The sequence below is a fragment of the Thermophilibacter provencensis genome (genome assembly GCF_030372065.1).
In the GTDB taxonomy this organism is placed as follows: Bacteria; Actinomycetota; Coriobacteriia; order Coriobacteriales; family Atopobiaceae; genus Thermophilibacter; species Thermophilibacter provencensis_A.
The window spans coordinates 94,829-110,059 of sequence record NZ_JAUDEA010000006.1 but is presented as its reverse complement, the minus strand read 5'-3'; the positions used below and the strand labels follow the sequence as shown (position 1 = coordinate 110,059).

The window sequence follows — 15,231 nt, the reverse complement described above, 5'->3', positions numbered from 1 at the left end:
AGGCGGGTGTACCAACATGAGCAACGACAAGAACGTCAAGCCCGCCGATCAGGCAGAGGAGCAGGAGTACTCCCTTAACGACGACCGTCGCGTGAAGGTCCTCTCGCCGGGCGCCCTTATCGCCAAGCGCTTCTTCCGCAACCGTCTGGCCGTCGTGGGACTCGTCATCCTTGTGGCCATGTTCCTGTTCTCGTTTGTGGGCGGCGTGATCAGCCCCTACGGCCAGGACGAGACCTTCTCCACCATGACCGAGCTCAACACGCAGTACGCTGGCATCACGGAGACCACGTCGCTTCGCTACACCGCCGCCCCCGACGCCGAGTTTGGCGCGCTGGTGCAGTCCAAGGCCAACTCCGCCATCAACGCTGGCGAGACGAGCTTTGAGCGCGACGGCGTGGTCTACACGATCGACCAGCCCACGCCCGACCTCTACACCTTCTCGCAGGGTGGTCAGGTCGTGGCCTACGCCTCCTCCAACGTGGTGAGCGTGCCCGCGGGCGCGACCGCCCCGTCCTTTGAGTTCCAGGTTGCCGCCATCACGGCCATCACCGCTGCTGACGAGGCCGAGGAGCCCGCGGCCGACGCGCCCGAGGTCACAGAGGACGGCACCGTCGTCGTGGAGAGCGACGAGGGCGACGCCGCCGACGCCGCCGCCGAAGCAGAGGCCGCCGGCAACACCTTCGAGGTCGACGGCGCCACCTACTCCTTCGACGAGGCCGGCAACGTCATGGACGGCTCCGGCACCGTGGTCGCCATGGTGAGCCCGTTCGTCATGTCCGCCTCCGACGGCAACACCGTCATCCCCGACGACCTCCGTCAGGCCTTGCTCACCGCCATCGAGGCCGACGCCTCCGAGGTCGTCTACACGGACGCCAACGGCGCCGAGCACACCTACACCATCAGCTATGACGCCTACTCCAAGGTCTACAACGTCACCGAGACCACCGAGAACCTCGTCTACGACCGCTACGCCTCGCCGTCGCTCGAGCACTGGCTCGGCACGGACGGCAACGGCATGGACATGCTCACGCGCCTCATGTACGGCGGCCGCGTGTCGCTCATCATCGGCTTCATCGTCGTCTTCATCGCGGCGGGCCTGGGCGTCATCATGGGCGGCATCTCCGGCTACTTTGGCGGCTGGGTCGACAACCTGATCATGCGCATCGTCGACGTCTTCTACTGCCTGCCCTCGATGCCGATCATCATCATCCTGGGCTCGGCGATGGACGCCATGCGCCTGGACCCCTGGATCCGCATGATCTACCTCATGCTCATCCTCGGCTTCCTGTCCTGGCCCGGAATCGCGCGTCTCGTGCGCGGCCAGATCCTGTCGCTGCGCGAGCAGGAGTTCATGCTCGCCACCGAGGCCACGGGCATCTCCGTCCCGCACCGCATCATTCGCCACCTCATCCCCAACGTCATGCCGCAGCTGATCGTCTCCTGCACCATGAGCCTCGGCTCGACGATCATCACCGAGGCCACGCTCTCGTTCCTCGGCCTGGGCGTCAAGTTCCCGTTTGCCTCCTGGGGCAACATCATCTCTGACGTCAACAACGCGTTCGTCATGACCAACTACTGGTTCATCTGGATTCCCGCTGGCATCTGCCTGCTGCTCGCGGTTCTCGGCTTCAACTTCGTGGGCGACGGTCTGCGCGACGCCTTTGACCCGAAGATGAACCGCTAAGGGCAGAGAGGAGACAAGCCAATGTTTGGATCTGACAAGAAGAAAGAGGCGGGCTACCTCTCCGCCAAGGAGTCCCGCAAGATCTCGCGCGAGAACCGCAAGATCACCGAGCAGTACGAGAAGAAGCGCAAGCGCAAGAACGTGGACCCGTCCGAGTACGCCTGCGAGATGCGCGACCCCAACAACGCCGTCGAGTTTGACGACGTGCACACCTGCTTCTTCACGGACACGGGTGTGGTGAAGTCCGTCGACGGCGTGTCCTACGACGTCCCCGTGGGCAAGACCGTGGGCGTGGTGGGCGAGTCCGGTTGCGGCAAGTCCGTCACCTGCCTCTCGCTCATCCAGCTCCTCCAGCGCCCGCAGGGCCAGGTCACGGGCGGCTCCATCCGCCTCAACCTGGGCGACCACGCCATCGACGTGACCAAGGCGCCCGAGGAGGCCATGCAGAAGATCCGCGGCTCTGAGGTCTCCATGATCTACCAGGAGCCCATGACCTCGCTCAACCCCGTCTTCAAGGTGGGCGAGCAGATCGAGGAGGTCATCGCCCTCCACGACGGCAAGGACTGGTCCAAGGAGCAGATCAAGGCTCGCGCCATTGAGATGATCGAGACCGTTGGCATCGCCAACTCCGAGGGCGTCTACGGGATGTACCCGCACGAGCTCTCCGGCGGCATGCGCCAGCGCATCATGATCGCCATCGCGCTTGCCTGCAACCCGCGCATCATCATCGCCGACGAGCCCACCACGGCCCTCGACGTGACCATCCAGGCGCAGATCCTCGACCTCCTGCGCTCTCTCAAGGACAAGATCAACTCCTCGATCATCCTGGTCACGCATGACCTGGGCGTCGTCGCCGAGATGGCCGACTACGTGGTGGTCATGTACGCCGGCCGCATCGTCGAGCGCGGCACCGCCGAGGAGATCTTCGATCACCCCGCCCACCCCTACACCATTGGCCTCATGGCCTCCAAGCCCGTGGTGGGCAAGCACGTGGAGCGCCTCTACTCCATCCCGGGCAAGGTTCCCAACCCGGTCAACATGCCCAACTACTGCTACTTCAAGGACCGCTGCGAGCTCTGCGTCAAGGCGTGCGACGGCGAGTACCCGCACATGGTGCGCCTCTCGCCCACGCACGAGGTGAGCTGCTACCGCTACTACGACAACGCCACGGCCGATGCCGCCAACGAGACCGCCGCGGTTCTCGACGAGCTCATCTCTGGCACCGGCACGGAGGGGGAGGACAAGTAAATGGCATCCACGAACACGACTGTGGACGTCACGTCCACGCAGGCCCCCGCGGCCCCCGGCACCGAGGACATCATCCTCGAGGTCAACGACCTCAAGAAGTACTTCCCCATCAAGGGCGGCATGTTCAACCGCACCCAGGGCTTCGTCAAGGCCGTTGACGGCGTGTCCTTCAAGCTGCGCCGCGGCCACACGATGGGCCTCGTCGGCGAGTCCGGCTGCGGCAAGTCCACCACCGGCCGCACCATCCTGCGCCTTGCCGGCGAGAAGACCGGCGGCCAGGTGCTCTTCAACGGCCGCGAGGTCTATGACTTCACCGCCAAAGAGCTCCACGACGCCCGCACCAAGATGCAGATCATCTTCCAGGACCCGTACTCGAGCCTCTCGCCGCGCCTCCCGATCTCCGAGATCGTGGGCGAAGCCGTCCGCGAGCACAACCTCGTGCCCAAGGACGAGTTTGACGACTACATCGACAAGGTCATGGAGGAGTGCGGCCTGCAGCCGTACCACAAGATGCGCTACCCGCACGAGTTCTCCGGCGGCCAGCGCCAGCGCATCTGCATCGCGCGCGCCCTGGCGCTGAACCCCGAGTTCATCGTCTGCGACGAGCCCGTCTCCGCCCTCGACGTGTCCATCCAGGCGCAGATCATCAACCTCCTGCACGACCTGCAGGAGGAGCGCGGGCTCACGTACCTCTTCATCAGCCACGACCTCTCCGTCGTCGAGCACATCTCCGACGCGGTGGGCGTCATGTACCTCGGCGGCATGGTCGAGTATGGCTTCACGGAAGACATCTTCCGCAACCCGCTGCACCCCTACACCAAGGCGCTCTTCTCGGCCATTCCCATCCCGGACCCCAAGGCCAAGCAGAACCGCATCGTGCTCGAGGGCTCCATTCCCTCGCCGGCAAACCCGCCCAAGGGCTGCAAGTTCCACACGCGCTGCCCGTTTGCCAAGGACTGCTGCAAGGAGATCGCGCCCGAGCAGAAGGAGCTTGAGCCGGGTCACTTTGTCTCCTGCCACCTCTACGACGAGTAGGGCCCGTGGCTGCGAGGCGCAGGACAGACGACTTTGAGGACGACGGCCGCGTCATCGCCGATATGTCGGCGGTGGAGCGGCCGTCGCTCCTTGGGCACCTGCCGGAGCGGCGCGGGCCACGGGAGCCGCGTGCGCCGCGTCGACCAAAGGTTGAGCTCACCACGAAGGAGCGCCTCTGGATGATGCTCGGCGCCCTTCGCGCAGGCCTCACGGTGGGCTGCGTCTACGTGGCGTTTCTCGGCGTGATCGTCTTTGGCCTGCTGGCCTTCTGGATGTTCCTGCAGTAGAGGTGGACAAGGGTGACAGCTTGCCCTGTCACCTTTGTCATCGCCGTCCTGTCACCACCGTGCCGAGAGAATCGGCGCTCTGTACCAGCTGCTGCGTTTGGTGCCGAGAAAACCAGGGGTCTGTACCACTCTCGCGTGCTTATGCCGACGGAATCGGCCCCCTGTACCACTAGGTGCCGAGAAACAATGCCCTCTGTGCCGGCGAGCGGTCATTGCGGTTGAGGCAGCGGTACAGAGGCGGGCTTTTCTCGACACGATTTTGAAAAGGTGGTACAGAGGGCGGCAATTCTCGGCATGACGGGGTGCTGGGGGAGTGCCGGAGCGCGTTCTGGCATACTGGCAAGAGAACCTTATCTGAGAGGGGATGCCATGGGTAGATCTGGTGGCGGCAGGTCGGGCGGCGGAGGCGGCCGCAGCGGGGGCTTCTCGGGTGGCGGACGTCGCTCGGGCGGCTTCTCGGGCGGCGGCGGACGCTCCGGCGGCAGGTCGGGCGGCTTTGGCGGCTTCCATCCCGCGGGCGGGCCGCATCCCGGTGGTCCGGGCCCCATGCCTCGTCCCCATATGGGCATGCCCTTCTTTGGCGGCTGGCACCGTCCCGTCGTCGTGACCCCGGGCTACGGCGGTGCCGGCGGCTGCGGGTGCGGCGGCTGCGCTGGCATCCTTGCCGCCATCGTGGTTCTCGCCCTGGTCTTTGCGCTCTTCTCGACGGCGTTTCCGGGCTGCAGCGGCGGCTACGGGTACGGGTACTCCTCCAGCCAGTCCCAGACCCAGGCGTCGAGCACCGTGCGCGAGAAGCTCCCTGCCAGCGCCGTCTCCAAGACGGACTGGTACACGGACGCCGATGGTGACTGGATCCACAGCGCGGGCGCCCTCACGAGCGGCCTCGAGCACTTCTTTGACAAGACCGGCGTGCAGCCCTACGTCTACATTCTCCCCAACGGTGAGAGTGCGTCCGTCGAAGAGCTCACGGCGCGCGCGGAGACGCTCTATGACGAGCTCTTCTCGGACGAGGGGCACCTTCTCCTCGTCTTCTGCGACGACGGGCACGGCTCCTTCAACTGCGGGTACGTGGTTGGCACGGAGGCCTCTGCCATAATGGACTCCGAGGCGCTTGACATCCTGGCGGACGAGCTTAACGACGCCTACAACAACGCCGAGAGCGATGAGGAGGTCTTCTCGGACGCCTTCCGCAACACGGCCGACCGCATCATGTCCGCTGCGGACGAGCAGGCGCGCGAGGAGACGTTTGGCACCGTGGGCGTCGTCGTCGCGGTTGTTGCCGTGGTGGGTGTTGTTGCCTACGTTGTGGTTCGCCAGCGCAAGGCAAAGGAGGCGGCGGAGCAGAAGAGGATGGAGGACATCCTCAACACCCCGCTCGAGAAGTTCGGCGAGAAGGACGTCGAGGACCTTGCGGACAAGTACGAGAAGGACGGCCCCGTGAGCGGGGACAAGGACTAGCTCTCTAGAAGGGAACAGACATGGGAATCCTGGATCGTTTTGCCACCATCGTGAAGGCCAACGTCAACGAACTGCTCGACAAGGCGGAGGACCCGGCCAAGATGGTCGACCAGTACCTTGTTGACCTCACCGAGTCGCTTGCCGAGGTCAAGCAGGAGACGGCAGCCGTGATGGCGGAGGAGGCGCGCACCAAGCGCTCCGTCGATGCCAACGCCGAGGAAGTCGCCCGCATGGAGGGTCTCGCGCGCAAGGCGCTCGCCGCCGGCAACGAGGACGACGCGCGCGTGTTTCTCGCCAAGAAGCAGAAGCTCGAGGCCGCGGGCGCCGAGATGGCAAAGGCCGCCGACGCCGCGCACGCCAACGCCGAAAAGATGCGTCAGATGCACGACAAGCTCGTGGGCGACATCGAGGAGCTGAAGAGCCGCCGCGAGACGATCAAGGCCAAGATGGCCGTTGCCAAGACGCAGGAGAAGGTCGCCGGCTTCACCTCCGGCGCCGACAAGGCCGAGAGCGCCATCGAGGCGTTCAACCGCATGGAGGAGAAGGCCGACAAGATGCTCGACACCGCCGACGCCATGGCGGAGCTCAGTGAGGAGCCTGTCGACGATGCCGCGGCGCTTGAGGCCAAGTACGCCGACGCCGCCAGCGACGCCGCCGTGGAGGACGAGCTCGCCCGCCTCAAAGCCGACATGGGCCTCTAATGATGACAAAGGTGACAAAAGTGACAGGGTAAACTGTCATGATGACAATGGTGACAGGGTAAACTGTCATGAACCGTTACGAAACGCGCGGGCGAGAAGACCGTTCTTCTCGCCCGCGCGTTGCGCTTCTCTGTTGATTTGCCCGCTAGATGAGAAGTCCCATCTGGCAGGCGCGCTCCTCGAGCGCGCTCACGGCCTCGTAGGGCTCCCAGACGTTGGCGACGGTGTCCTCCATGGGGCACTGGCCGGTGCGGCTGCGGTTGGAGATGTGGGGCACCAGGAGGTCGTAGCTCGTGGCAATGCCGCTGGCGAGAAGCACCGCGCGGCCGGTCCAGGACATGACGGGGGAGAAGACGGCCTCGGGCCCCAGAATGGCGTAGAGCAGCGCGGGCGCCTTGCCCACGACCTTGTCGGCCACGGAGAAGCCGCGCAGACTCTTGTGGTCGAGCACCCACTTGAGGAGCGGCTTCACGCCGCGCTCGGTGCAGGTGTAGATCTCGTCCCCGCGCACGGCGACGAGGGTGGCCCCCTTGTTGGCGATGAGCAGGGCGCGGGCGAGGTCCAAATCGGTGGCTTGCATGTCTTCAATCCTCCCAGATTCGTGGGTGAATCAAGTCAGTGGGCAATTTATCACAACCACAAGGGGCGACAATACCGCTCGCCGAATGACATGACAAAGGTGACAAAGGTGACAGGGTAGATTGTCATCAAACTGCCTGCTGGCTTCCTCATATCTTCCCATTATTTAGCTGATAACTATCACTATAAAAGAAACAAGTAGAAATTAAAAATCACTGAATACTCTGAATCTCTTTGGGGAATTGTTATCTCATCATCTAAGGAGAGGAGAGAGGTCATGAGGGCTGCCCGCAGGGTTGCCGAATCGGGGTTTTACCACGTTGTGACGCGAGGCAACGGCAAGCAGATCATCTTTGAAAGCGACGAAGATCGCGCTGCGTTTGTAAGGCTGCTCCGGGAGTGTACGCACTCAGAGGGGGTGAGCGTCATTGCCTGGTGCCTCATGGAGAACCACGTGCACATTGTTCTGCTGGACCCGGACGGCAGGCTCAGCGATGTCATGCGCACGCTTCTGACCCGTTATGCAAACCGATTTAACGCGCGTACCGGTCATGTGGGGCACGTCTTTCAGGAGCGCTTTTTCAGCGAGACGATCGAAAGCGATCGACAACTGCTTGCTGCCGTGAGGTACGTTCACCTCAACCCTGAAAAGGGCGGGCTCTGTGCTGCCGAGAAGTACCGGTGGAGCAGCTATTCCGAATACGTTGGAAACAAGACGGCTCAGCTCACGAGAACCGATATCGTGCTGGACATGCTTCAGGGGACGGAAGGATTTGCCAGGCTGATTCGTCAGCCGGATGATGCCTATGCGTATGTCCCGCGCTGCGAGCTGTTGGATGAGGACGACGCGCTGACAATTGCCACAGATGCCCTTCTCGCCGCAGGCCTCTGCGCTCCCGGTGACGTCAAGGGACTCTCCAAGCCCAGGAGGAACAAGGCCATCGTGGTGCTGAGCAAACTGGGCTTTTCCATACGGCGCATCGAGCGCATGACGGGGGTGGGGAGGGGGACAATTGCCTACGTGCTTCGCCGGGAGCGAGAAGCGCAGGGCAACGACTGATGACAGTTTACCCTGTCACCTTTGTCATGAAAAAGGGCCGCCACCCGGGGGGGGGTGACGGCCCGAAACGTGACAGTTTACCCTGTCACCTTTGTCAGCATCGCTACTCGTTGAGAGCGGCGTTGACGGCGACGGCGCAGGCGACGGTCGCACCGACCATGGGGTTGTTGCCCATGCCGATGAGGCCCATCATGTCAACGTGCGCGGGCACCGAGGAGGAGCCGGCGAACTGGGCGCTGGAGTGCATGCGGCCCATGGTGTCGGTCATGCCGTAGGAGGCGGGGCCGGCAGCCATGTTGTCCGGGTGCAGGGTGCGGCCGGTGCCGCCGCCGGAGGCGACGGAGAAGTACTTCTTGCCGGCAAGCACGCGCTCCTTGAAGTAGGTGCCAGCTACGGGGTGCTGGAAGCGCGTGGGGTTGGTGGAGTTGCCGGTGATCGAGATGTCAACGTTCTCGTGCCACATGATGGCAACGCCCTCGCGGACGTCGTCGGCACCGTAGCAGTTGACCGCGGCGCGCGGGCCGTCGGAGTACGGGATGGTCTCGACGACCTTGAGCTCGCTCGTGAAGTAGTCAAACTGGGTCTTCACGTAGGTGAAGCCGTTGATGCGGGCGATGATCTGGGCGGCGTCCTTGCCGAGGCCGTTCAGGATGACGCGCAGCGGCTTCTTGCGGGCCTTGTTGGCGTTGAGCGCGATGCCGATGGCGCCCTCGGCGGCAGCGAAGGACTCGTGGCCGGCCAGGAAGGCAAAGCACTCGGTGTCGTCGCCGAGGAGCATGGCGCCGAGGTCACCGTGGCCCTTGCCGACCTTGCGGTCCTCGGCAACGGAGCCGGGGACGCAGAAGGCCTGGAGGCCCTCGCCGATAAGGGCGGCGGCCTCAGAGGCGCTCTTGGCGCCCTTCTTGATGGCGATCGCGCAGCCGCAGACGTAGGCCCACTTGGCGTTCTCGAACGCGATGGACTGGACGCCCTCGACGATCTCGCGCGGGTTCACGCCCTTGTCGAGGCAGATCTGCTCGGCTTCCTCGAGGGAGGAGATGCCGTTCTCAGCGAGCACCTTGTTGATCTTGTCGATGCGGCGCTCATAGCCCTCAAACGAAACTGCCATTTGGTTTTCCCTCCCTTTCTACTCGTGAACGGGGAAGACGTTGGCGACCGTGTGGGTCTCCTCGTCCGTCCTCGGGTCGATGTACTTGGCGGCATTCTCCCACTGGCCGTAGTGGCCCATGGCACCGGCGATGGCGTCCTCAGGAGACTTGCCGTTCTTGAGGGCGTCGGTGAACTTGCCGAGGTTCAGGAACTCGAAGGCAACGATCTCGTTGTTCTCGTTCAGGGCCATGCGGGTGACGTAGCCCTGGGCGAGCTCGAGGTAACGGGCGCCCTTGAGCTTGGTGCCAAACATGGTGCCCACCTGGGAGCGCAGGCCCTTGCCGAGGTCGTCAAGAGAGGCGCCGACGGGCAGGCCGTCCTCGGAGAAGGCGGTCTGGGAGCGGCCGTAGACGATCTGGAGGAACAGCTCGCGCATGGCGACGTTGATGGCGTCGCAGACGAGGTCGGTGTTCAGGGCCTCGAGGATGGTCTTGCCCGGGAGGATCTCGGAGGCCATCGCGGCAGAGTGGGTCATGCCGGAGCAGCCGAGGGTCTCGACGAGGCACTCCTCGATGACGCCCTCCTTGATGTTAAGGGTGAGCTTGCAGGCACCCTGCTGGGGCGCGCACCAGCCAACGCCGTGCGTGAGGCCGGAGATGTCCTTGATCTCCTTGGCCTGGACCCACTTGCCCTCCTCGGGGATGGGCGCGGGGCCGTGATATGCGCCCTTGGCAACGGGGCACATATTCTCGACTTCTGCGGAATACTGCATGTAGTGCTCCTCTCCGTGATATCAGGTCGGTGCCATGCGACCGGCCGTGCTGCCAGTCCCATCTAGTTTACGGCAAAACGGCGCGCGAGAAGGCCAGAGCGGCATCAATCTCACGGTTCTTCTTGGGTATAATCACGTCTCGTGACTATCGAGAAGGACATAGCAGACAATACTGCGCGACCCGGGCGCCGCGTCGTGCCGCAGTGGGCGTGGAAGCTCTCGCTTGCGGTGTGCGCCGCCATCTGGGGCGGGTCCTTTGTGGTCATGAAGGACACGCTCGACGTGATCCCCCCGGCGTGGCTCATGGGCATCCGCTTTGCGGCCTCGACCGTCATAGTGGGCGCGCTCTTCTGGAGGCGCCTGCGCGACAACCTGGACCTGAGCCACCTTGCCATGGGCGCCATCCTGGGCCTTGCCTCGGGCGCCGCCTTTGTGGTGCAAAACGTGGGCCTCGACGACACCACGCCCGGCAGAAACGCCTTCCTCACGGCAACCTACTGCGTGATGACGCCGTTCATCAACTGGTTTGTGACGCGCCGTCGCCCCGACGCGGGCAACCTCGTGGCGGCGCTTCTTGCCATCGTGGGCGTTGGCCTGGTGGCGCTTGGCGACGACCTCTCGCTCATCATGAGCGGCGGCGACTGGCTCACGCTCGTGGCGGCCGTGCTCTTTGCCGTGCACATCGTGCTCGTGGCGCGCTTCTCGTCCGCGCACGACGTCATGACGCTCACGGTGGTGCAGCTCGGCGTGAGCGCCCTCGTGGCCCTCGGGACCGCCGTCGTCATGGGGCCGCCGCCCGCACCCTCGGCCTTTGCGAGCGCCGACGTGTGGTTCTCCCTTGCCTACCTCGTGCTTCTCTCGTCCTGCGTGTGCATGGTGGTGCAGAACCTGGGGCAGGCCCACGTGCCGCCCGCCCAGGCGTCGCTTCTGCTCTCGCTCGAGAGTGTCTTTGCCGTGGTCTCGAGCGTCATCTTCTATAACGAGCTCGTGACGCCGAGAATTGCCGTGGGCTTTGGAACCATCTTCGTCGCCGTTCTCGTGAGCGAGTTCGGCCTTGGGCGCAAGCGGGCGAGTTCCGGACGGTCCGGGGCGAAAGAACGTCCGTAAGCTGCCCGTACGGAAAGAACGGGCGGCTCCAGGACACAATGGACCACAAAAGCGTCCAGAAGTCGCCCCAACGCGCGCGGGTGACGGCCATCCGCGCAGAGGGGGAGCCATGATTCAGGAATTTGGTGCGGAGTACGCCTACGACAACCACTTTGAGCCCTGCGAGCCGGGCGAGAAGGACTATGTCCTGCACTTCCGCGACCGCGGCTGCCTGACGCGCGTCACGCACGTGGGCGGCTCGGACGCCGACGCGGGCGACTCCGGTGAGGTGATCGACCTTCCGCGGCTCGCCGACTACCCGCGCCGTCCTTCTCGCGTGACGTATCTCTTCTCGCTGGGGGAGGAGCGTCTCTTCCTGGCGCTTGATGACAGCCTGCCCGTCCCGGCGGGCTTCTCCTACGAGTCCGTCAACTGGCTGCGCCACGCCGAGCCCCAGCACCTGCTCTTTGCGGCCGCAACGGCCTCTCAGCTTGACCGCTGGTATCGCGAGAACCGCTTCTGCGGCCGCTGCGGGCATCCCACCGAGCTTGCCCCGTCAAGCAGGGAGATCGTGTGCCCGGAATGCGCGCGCATCGTGTACCCCAAGATCTGCCCCGGCGTCATCGTCGCCGTGGTGAGCCTCGCGGACGACCCCGCGGACGACCGCATTGTGCTCACGCGCTACGCGGGGCGCACCACCGCGCTCTGGGCGCTCGTCGCCGGCTTCACCGAGATCGGGGAGCCGCTCGAGGGGACGGTGCGCCGCGAGGTGATGGAGGAGGTCGGGCTCTCCGTCAAGGGCCTGCGCTTCTACAAGAGCCAGCCGTGGAGCTTCACGGACACTCTCATGGCCGGCTTCTGGTGCGAGGTCGACGGCGCCGACGCCCTCCGCGTCGACCACTCCGAGCTCAAGGAGGCCCGGTGGTTCAGGCGCGACGAGATACCCCTTGAGCGCACGAGCGACCGCGCCAGCCTCACGGGCGAGATGATCGAGCGGTTTAGGTTGTACGGACGCGGGGCCTGGGGAGACTAGGCGTTCTTCTCGCCGCGGCGCGGGTAGCTGCGCTCCGTGATCTCTCCGAGGGCGCGCTCCTGCGCGAGGTCCTCGGGGGACACGTAGTCGATCAGGTCTCCGGGCTTGCAGTTGAGGACCTGGCAGAGGGCCTCGAGCGTGGAGAAGCGGACCCCACGGATGTGGCCGTTCTTGATGTTGGAGAGGTTGACCGTGGAGGTGCCGATACGAGCGGCAAGCTCCGTCGAGGAAATCTTCTTCTCTGCCATGACTCGGTCGAGTCGCATAACGATGGGCACCTTGTACCTCCCTGGAAAGCGGTGTATGTTGCACCCATTCTACGCGATACTGTCCGAATCCTCCTTGAGAGCGTCCCCATAGCGCATAACCATCGCAAGACAGCCGAGAAAAACGACAACCGCAACTGTCTTGAGGTCAATTCCCGGTTGCTGCGTGATGGAGATTGCCCCTCCGGCAAGCTCGACGGAGGCGAGGGCGGGCATGAGCGCGTCAACGCCCACCCTCGCCAGGTAGAGCCCCGCGGCAACGAGCAGCCTCAGCGACTGCCTCGTTCCAAACGGGGACCTGTCCCTCCCAAAGAACCAGAAGAAGCGCCCGAGAAGGACGGTGGAGGCGAGCGTCGTGGCGATGGAGGCAAGAAGCGTCCACCCGCGCGGCGTCCCCATGAGCGAGGGGCCCACGTCGCCAAAGACCGCTGCGAGGCACGTGACGAGGACGAGGAGCTGCAGCGCCCCGACCACCCCCATCGCGACCGCCCCGATGGTCGCCGACCTTCTCGCTGTCTGATATGTGCTCCTGACTTCCTCTGGCATGGGATGACTCCTTACTACGTGCCGATGATGATGCCGAAGATCTCAACGCAGACCGTTGCCCGCTCCGCAGTGTCAAACAGCATGTCATCCACCTCCCCTCGGCGCGAACCCGCTGGCAAGCCGCTCGCCGATATGCTCGTAGTGCGAGCGCGGGAGCTCACAGTAGGGGTCGGCGGCGGTGAGGCTCCCCGCGGACATGAGCGCGCGTGCCCGGCACCCGCCGCCGCAGAGGTAACGCGCGTCGCAGGCGGCGCAGCCGTCGATTTCCGCAACGTCCAGGCACCTGAGACGCTGCGCCACGGGGCCGCCCATGATCTTCTCGGGAGTGTCGGAAAACGCGCTTCCCATCGCGAGCCGTTGGTCGTGCAGCATGTGGCAGGGGTACACCGTGCCATCCGCGGCAACGCTGAGCGTTCGGACGCCCGCGCCGCATGACCGGCGGGCGGCAAAAGACGAGCCCCTCTCCGTAAGGGGGTCGCTCCCGGAACCGGCGAGCTCACGTGCCCTCCTGCCCATCTCCCTGAGCTGATCGTCGGTTGGCGAGAGATCTCCCAGCTCGCAGACGTTTCCGGTGAGCAGGCTAAAGCCGAGGGTTGCGCCCAGCCGATCGGCAAGGTCCTGATAGCGGTTCATGTCCGAGAGGTTTCTCGCGTGGAGGGTCGGCAGCACCCGTACCCCGATGCCCAGCGAGCGGACCGTCTCGACGGCGCAGACGAGGAGGTCGAACCTCTGCTCTCCGCGAAGGTGGGCGGGGTCGGATGCGGAGGCCCCGTCAAAGGCAACCGCCACACAGTCCACAGTTCCCACGAGCGGCTCAACGCGCTCCCTGGTGACGAGCAGCCCGTTGGTGAGAACAATGAGCTCCTCCACGCCGGAGCGCTTGGCGTGCTCCGCAATGTGGGGAAGGTCGGGGCGCAGAAAGGGCTCGCCTCCAGATATGACGAGTCGCGTGACGCCAAGGGATGTAAGAAGATTGATGGCGCGGATGAGGTCATCAAGGCTTGGGTCCGCGAGCGCGTTTCTCCCAGCGTCCTCCGAGTAGCAGAATCGGCAGGCGAGGTTGCAGCGCTGGGTGACGTGCAGGTAGGCGCTGGTGACGCGTGGCTGGGGGAGAGGCGCGCCCTTGAGGTAGGCACCTGCGCGGAGATGCTCGACGAGCTCCGCGCAGTCCTCGGGGACCTCGTCCTCGCTGACGTCGCCCTCTGCCATTTTGTGGCAGAGGGCGCTTCCTGAGACGGTGAGTCCGATGATTGCGCCCGTCACAACGTTTCCGACCATGGGTATGCCAGAGAGCGAGAAGAGCCGCGTGCTGCTAGAAAGTCTCATGCTGGTTCCTTCAGGTTGCTGACAGGTGTGAATAATAGACCTGGGGGTATATGTCCGATTTTGGATGCCAGTTACCTGAAAAAACCAACCATTGAACCAGTTAATCTATGGCACTGTGACTGTATATGATTGAAGTACACGTGCACAGAGGAGCTGCCCGCGCTGCAAAAATCTAATCACAGTGGACAGATAAGGAAACGGTCTGTCAATTCCGCCGCTTACGCGCCGAGGACAAACCGCTCGATGGCCTCGGCCACGCCGCCCGCATTGTTGTCTGCTGCGCACACGTAGTCGGCTGCGGCCTTTGCCTCATCTGTCGCATTTGCCACGGCCACGCCCAGCCCGGCGGCTCGAATCATGGGGATGTCGTTGGAGCTGTCGCCTATGGCCATGGTCTCCTCGGGGGAGATGCCGAGCCGCCGCGCGAGCTCGAGCAGTCCCGAGCCCTTGTTGACCCCGGGCGCGTTGAACTCGAGGTAGCGGTTTGACGAGTACACCACGTCAAGTCCGTCCGTGAGGCCAAGGTCTGCCAGCTCGCGCTCCGTCGCGCGCAGCTCGTCCATGCTGGTGCTCATGAAGAGGAGCTTCACGGTCTTCTCGCCCGCCTCCCTGAGGAAGTCCAGGGTGCGCTCGTGCGTCTCGACGATGTTCATGCGTCCCTCGATGTAGGAGCGCTCAATGGGAAGGTAGTTGTAGAGGTAGACGTGCTCGAGGGTGTAGAGGTGCATGCAGAGGCCGCGCCGCACGCCCTCCTCATAGAGTGCGCCTGCCGTGGCGGGGGAGAGCTCGCAGCTGGTGAGGGGGCTGCTGGCGTTGGAGTTCTCGATGATGACGCCGCCGTTGAAGGAGAGCACGTACTCGCCCGGCGCCCCAAGAAGCTCAAGGTCGGCAAGGGTGTCGTCAACGGAGTTGAAGGGGCGCCCCGTCGCCGGCACAAATCGGGCGCCCAGCTCGCGCGCGGCACGGATGGCGGCGCGGACGCGATCGGGGATGCGGTGGCTGCTGTCGAGCAGGGTCTCGTCAAGGTCGCTGGCGATGAGTCGGTACATGGGCTGGGCTCG

At 64.4% G+C, this 15,231-nt stretch carries 16 protein-coding genes; 9 read left to right on the top strand and 7 right to left on the bottom strand.

Annotation, left to right across the window (positions count from 1 at the left end; all coding sequences use genetic code 11):
* Window positions 1–16 precede the first annotated feature (16 nt).
* The 6 genes from QUW25_RS05480 to QUW25_RS05455 all read left to right on the top strand — a co-directional run bounded on the left by QUW25_RS05480 (window position 17) and on the right by QUW25_RS05455 (window position 6,413).
* Window positions 17–1,684 (top strand): ABC transporter permease, encoded by a 1,668-nt coding sequence (locus QUW25_RS05480; protein ID WP_289511213.1) that lies wholly within the window; start codon window positions 17–19, stop codon window positions 1,682–1,684.
* Window positions 1,685–1,705: 21 nt separating this feature from the next.
* Entirely contained in the window at window positions 1,706–2,932 is a 1,227-nt protein-coding gene (locus QUW25_RS05475; RefSeq protein WP_289511212.1) for an ABC transporter ATP-binding protein, read from the top strand.
* The gene (locus QUW25_RS05470; RefSeq protein WP_289511211.1) at window positions 2,933–3,967 is read left to right on the top strand and encodes an ABC transporter ATP-binding protein; all 1,035 of its coding nucleotides are present in this window, start codon (window positions 2,933–2,935) and stop codon (window positions 3,965–3,967) included. It abuts the gene before it with no gap.
* Between the two features lie 5 nt (window positions 3,968–3,972).
* Complete coding sequence (locus tag QUW25_RS05465) at window positions 3,973–4,254, top strand: hypothetical protein (RefSeq protein ID WP_289511210.1); 282 nt, start codon at window positions 3,973–3,975, stop codon at window positions 4,252–4,254.
* 369 nt (window positions 4,255–4,623) lie between these two features.
* Window positions 4,624–5,712, top strand: coding sequence for a hypothetical protein (locus QUW25_RS05460; RefSeq protein WP_289511209.1), 1,089 nt, complete (start codon window positions 4,624–4,626; stop codon window positions 5,710–5,712).
* 20 nt (window positions 5,713–5,732) lie between these two features.
* A complete protein-coding gene (locus QUW25_RS05455) occupies window positions 5,733–6,413 on the top strand; it encodes a PspA/IM30 family protein (RefSeq protein ID WP_289511208.1) in 681 nt (226 codons plus the stop codon).
* A 145-nt stretch (window positions 6,414–6,558) separates the two neighbouring features.
* On the opposite strand, the gene QUW25_RS05450 is transcribed toward QUW25_RS05455, so the two are convergent.
* Window positions 6,559–6,993, bottom strand: coding sequence for a DUF1893 domain-containing protein (locus QUW25_RS05450; RefSeq protein ID WP_289511207.1), 435 nt, complete (start codon window positions 6,991–6,993; stop codon window positions 6,559–6,561).
* A gap of 276 nt (window positions 6,994–7,269) precedes the next feature.
* On the opposite strand from QUW25_RS05450, the gene QUW25_RS05445 reads away from it, so the two are divergent.
* A complete protein-coding gene (locus QUW25_RS05445) occupies window positions 7,270–8,052 on the top strand; it encodes a transposase (RefSeq protein ID WP_289511206.1) in 783 nt (260 codons plus the stop codon).
* A gap of 103 nt (window positions 8,053–8,155) precedes the next feature.
* On the opposite strand, the gene QUW25_RS05440 is transcribed toward QUW25_RS05445, so the two are convergent.
* Window positions 8,156–9,160 (bottom strand): GGGtGRT protein, encoded by a 1,005-nt coding sequence (locus tag QUW25_RS05440; RefSeq protein WP_289511205.1) that lies wholly within the window; start codon window positions 9,158–9,160, stop codon window positions 8,156–8,158.
* Window positions 9,161–9,178: 18 nt separating this feature from the next.
* On the bottom strand, window positions 9,179–9,913 hold the full coding sequence (locus tag QUW25_RS05435) for an iron-sulfur cluster assembly scaffold protein (RefSeq protein ID WP_289511204.1): 735 nt from the start codon (window positions 9,911–9,913) through the stop codon (window positions 9,179–9,181).
* A 141-nt stretch (window positions 9,914–10,054) separates the two neighbouring features.
* On the opposite strand from QUW25_RS05435, the gene QUW25_RS05430 reads away from it, so the two are divergent.
* Together QUW25_RS05430 and nudC are read left to right on the top strand one after the other, a co-directional pair.
* Window positions 10,055–11,020 (top strand): DMT family transporter, encoded by a 966-nt coding sequence (locus QUW25_RS05430; RefSeq protein ID WP_289511203.1) that lies wholly within the window; start codon window positions 10,055–10,057, stop codon window positions 11,018–11,020.
* A 109-nt stretch (window positions 11,021–11,129) separates the two neighbouring features.
* Entirely contained in the window at window positions 11,130–12,032 is a 903-nt protein-coding gene (nudC, locus tag QUW25_RS05425; protein WP_289511202.1) for an NAD(+) diphosphatase, read from the top strand.
* Here nudC and QUW25_RS05420 read toward each other — a convergent pair.
* From QUW25_RS05420 to QUW25_RS05405, 4 genes are all read right to left on the bottom strand, one after another.
* Entirely contained in the window at window positions 12,029–12,310 is a 282-nt protein-coding gene (locus QUW25_RS05420; protein WP_289511201.1) for a helix-turn-helix domain-containing protein, read from the bottom strand. The two genes, nudC and QUW25_RS05420, sit on opposite strands and share 4 nt — an antisense overlap.
* A 39-nt stretch (window positions 12,311–12,349) precedes the next feature.
* Window positions 12,350–12,844, bottom strand: coding sequence for a hypothetical protein (locus QUW25_RS05415; RefSeq protein WP_289511200.1), 495 nt, complete (start codon window positions 12,842–12,844; stop codon window positions 12,350–12,352).
* 84 nt (window positions 12,845–12,928) lie between these two features.
* Window positions 12,929–14,170, bottom strand: coding sequence for a radical SAM/SPASM domain-containing protein (locus tag QUW25_RS05410; protein ID WP_289511199.1), 1,242 nt, complete (start codon window positions 14,168–14,170; stop codon window positions 12,929–12,931).
* A 218-nt stretch (window positions 14,171–14,388) separates the two neighbouring features.
* Entirely contained in the window at window positions 14,389–15,219 is an 831-nt protein-coding gene (locus QUW25_RS05405; RefSeq protein ID WP_289511198.1) for a Cof-type HAD-IIB family hydrolase, read from the bottom strand.
* Window positions 15,220–15,231 lie beyond the last annotated feature (12 nt).

What these genes read in the sequence shown, in the direction of transcription:
- QUW25_RS05450 (WP_289511207.1), bottom strand. Translation starts at nt 6,993, where the DNA reads ATGCAAGCCACCGATTTGGACCTCGCCCGCGCCCTGCTCATCGCCAAC.
- QUW25_RS05410 (WP_289511199.1), bottom strand. Translation starts at nt 14,170, where the DNA reads ATGAGACTTTCTAGCAGCACGCGGCTCTTCTCGCTCTCTGGCATACCC.
- QUW25_RS05435 (WP_289511204.1), bottom strand. Translation starts at nt 9,913, where the DNA reads ATGCAGTATTCCGCAGAAGTCGAGAATATGTGCCCCGTTGCCAAGGGC.
- QUW25_RS05475 (WP_289511212.1), top strand. Translation starts at nt 1,706, where the DNA reads ATGTTTGGATCTGACAAGAAGAAAGAGGCGGGCTACCTCTCCGCCAAG.
- QUW25_RS05470 (WP_289511211.1), top strand. Translation starts at nt 2,933, where the DNA reads ATGGCATCCACGAACACGACTGTGGACGTCACGTCCACGCAGGCCCCC.
- QUW25_RS05415 (WP_289511200.1), bottom strand. Translation starts at nt 12,844, where the DNA reads ATGCCAGAGGAAGTCAGGAGCACATATCAGACAGCGAGAAGGTCGGCG.
- QUW25_RS05445 (WP_289511206.1), top strand. Translation starts at nt 7,270, where the DNA reads ATGAGGGCTGCCCGCAGGGTTGCCGAATCGGGGTTTTACCACGTTGTG.
- QUW25_RS05455 (WP_289511208.1), top strand. Translation starts at nt 5,733, where the DNA reads ATGGGAATCCTGGATCGTTTTGCCACCATCGTGAAGGCCAACGTCAAC.
- QUW25_RS05440 (WP_289511205.1), bottom strand. Translation starts at nt 9,160, where the DNA reads ATGGCAGTTTCGTTTGAGGGCTATGAGCGCCGCATCGACAAGATCAAC.
- nudC (WP_289511202.1), top strand. Translation starts at nt 11,130, where the DNA reads ATGATTCAGGAATTTGGTGCGGAGTACGCCTACGACAACCACTTTGAG.
- QUW25_RS05480 (WP_289511213.1), top strand. Translation starts at nt 17, where the DNA reads ATGAGCAACGACAAGAACGTCAAGCCCGCCGATCAGGCAGAGGAGCAG.
- QUW25_RS05405 (WP_289511198.1), bottom strand. Translation starts at nt 15,219, where the DNA reads ATGTACCGACTCATCGCCAGCGACCTTGACGAGACCCTGCTCGACAGC.
- QUW25_RS05460 (WP_289511209.1), top strand. Translation starts at nt 4,624, where the DNA reads ATGGGTAGATCTGGTGGCGGCAGGTCGGGCGGCGGAGGCGGCCGCAGC.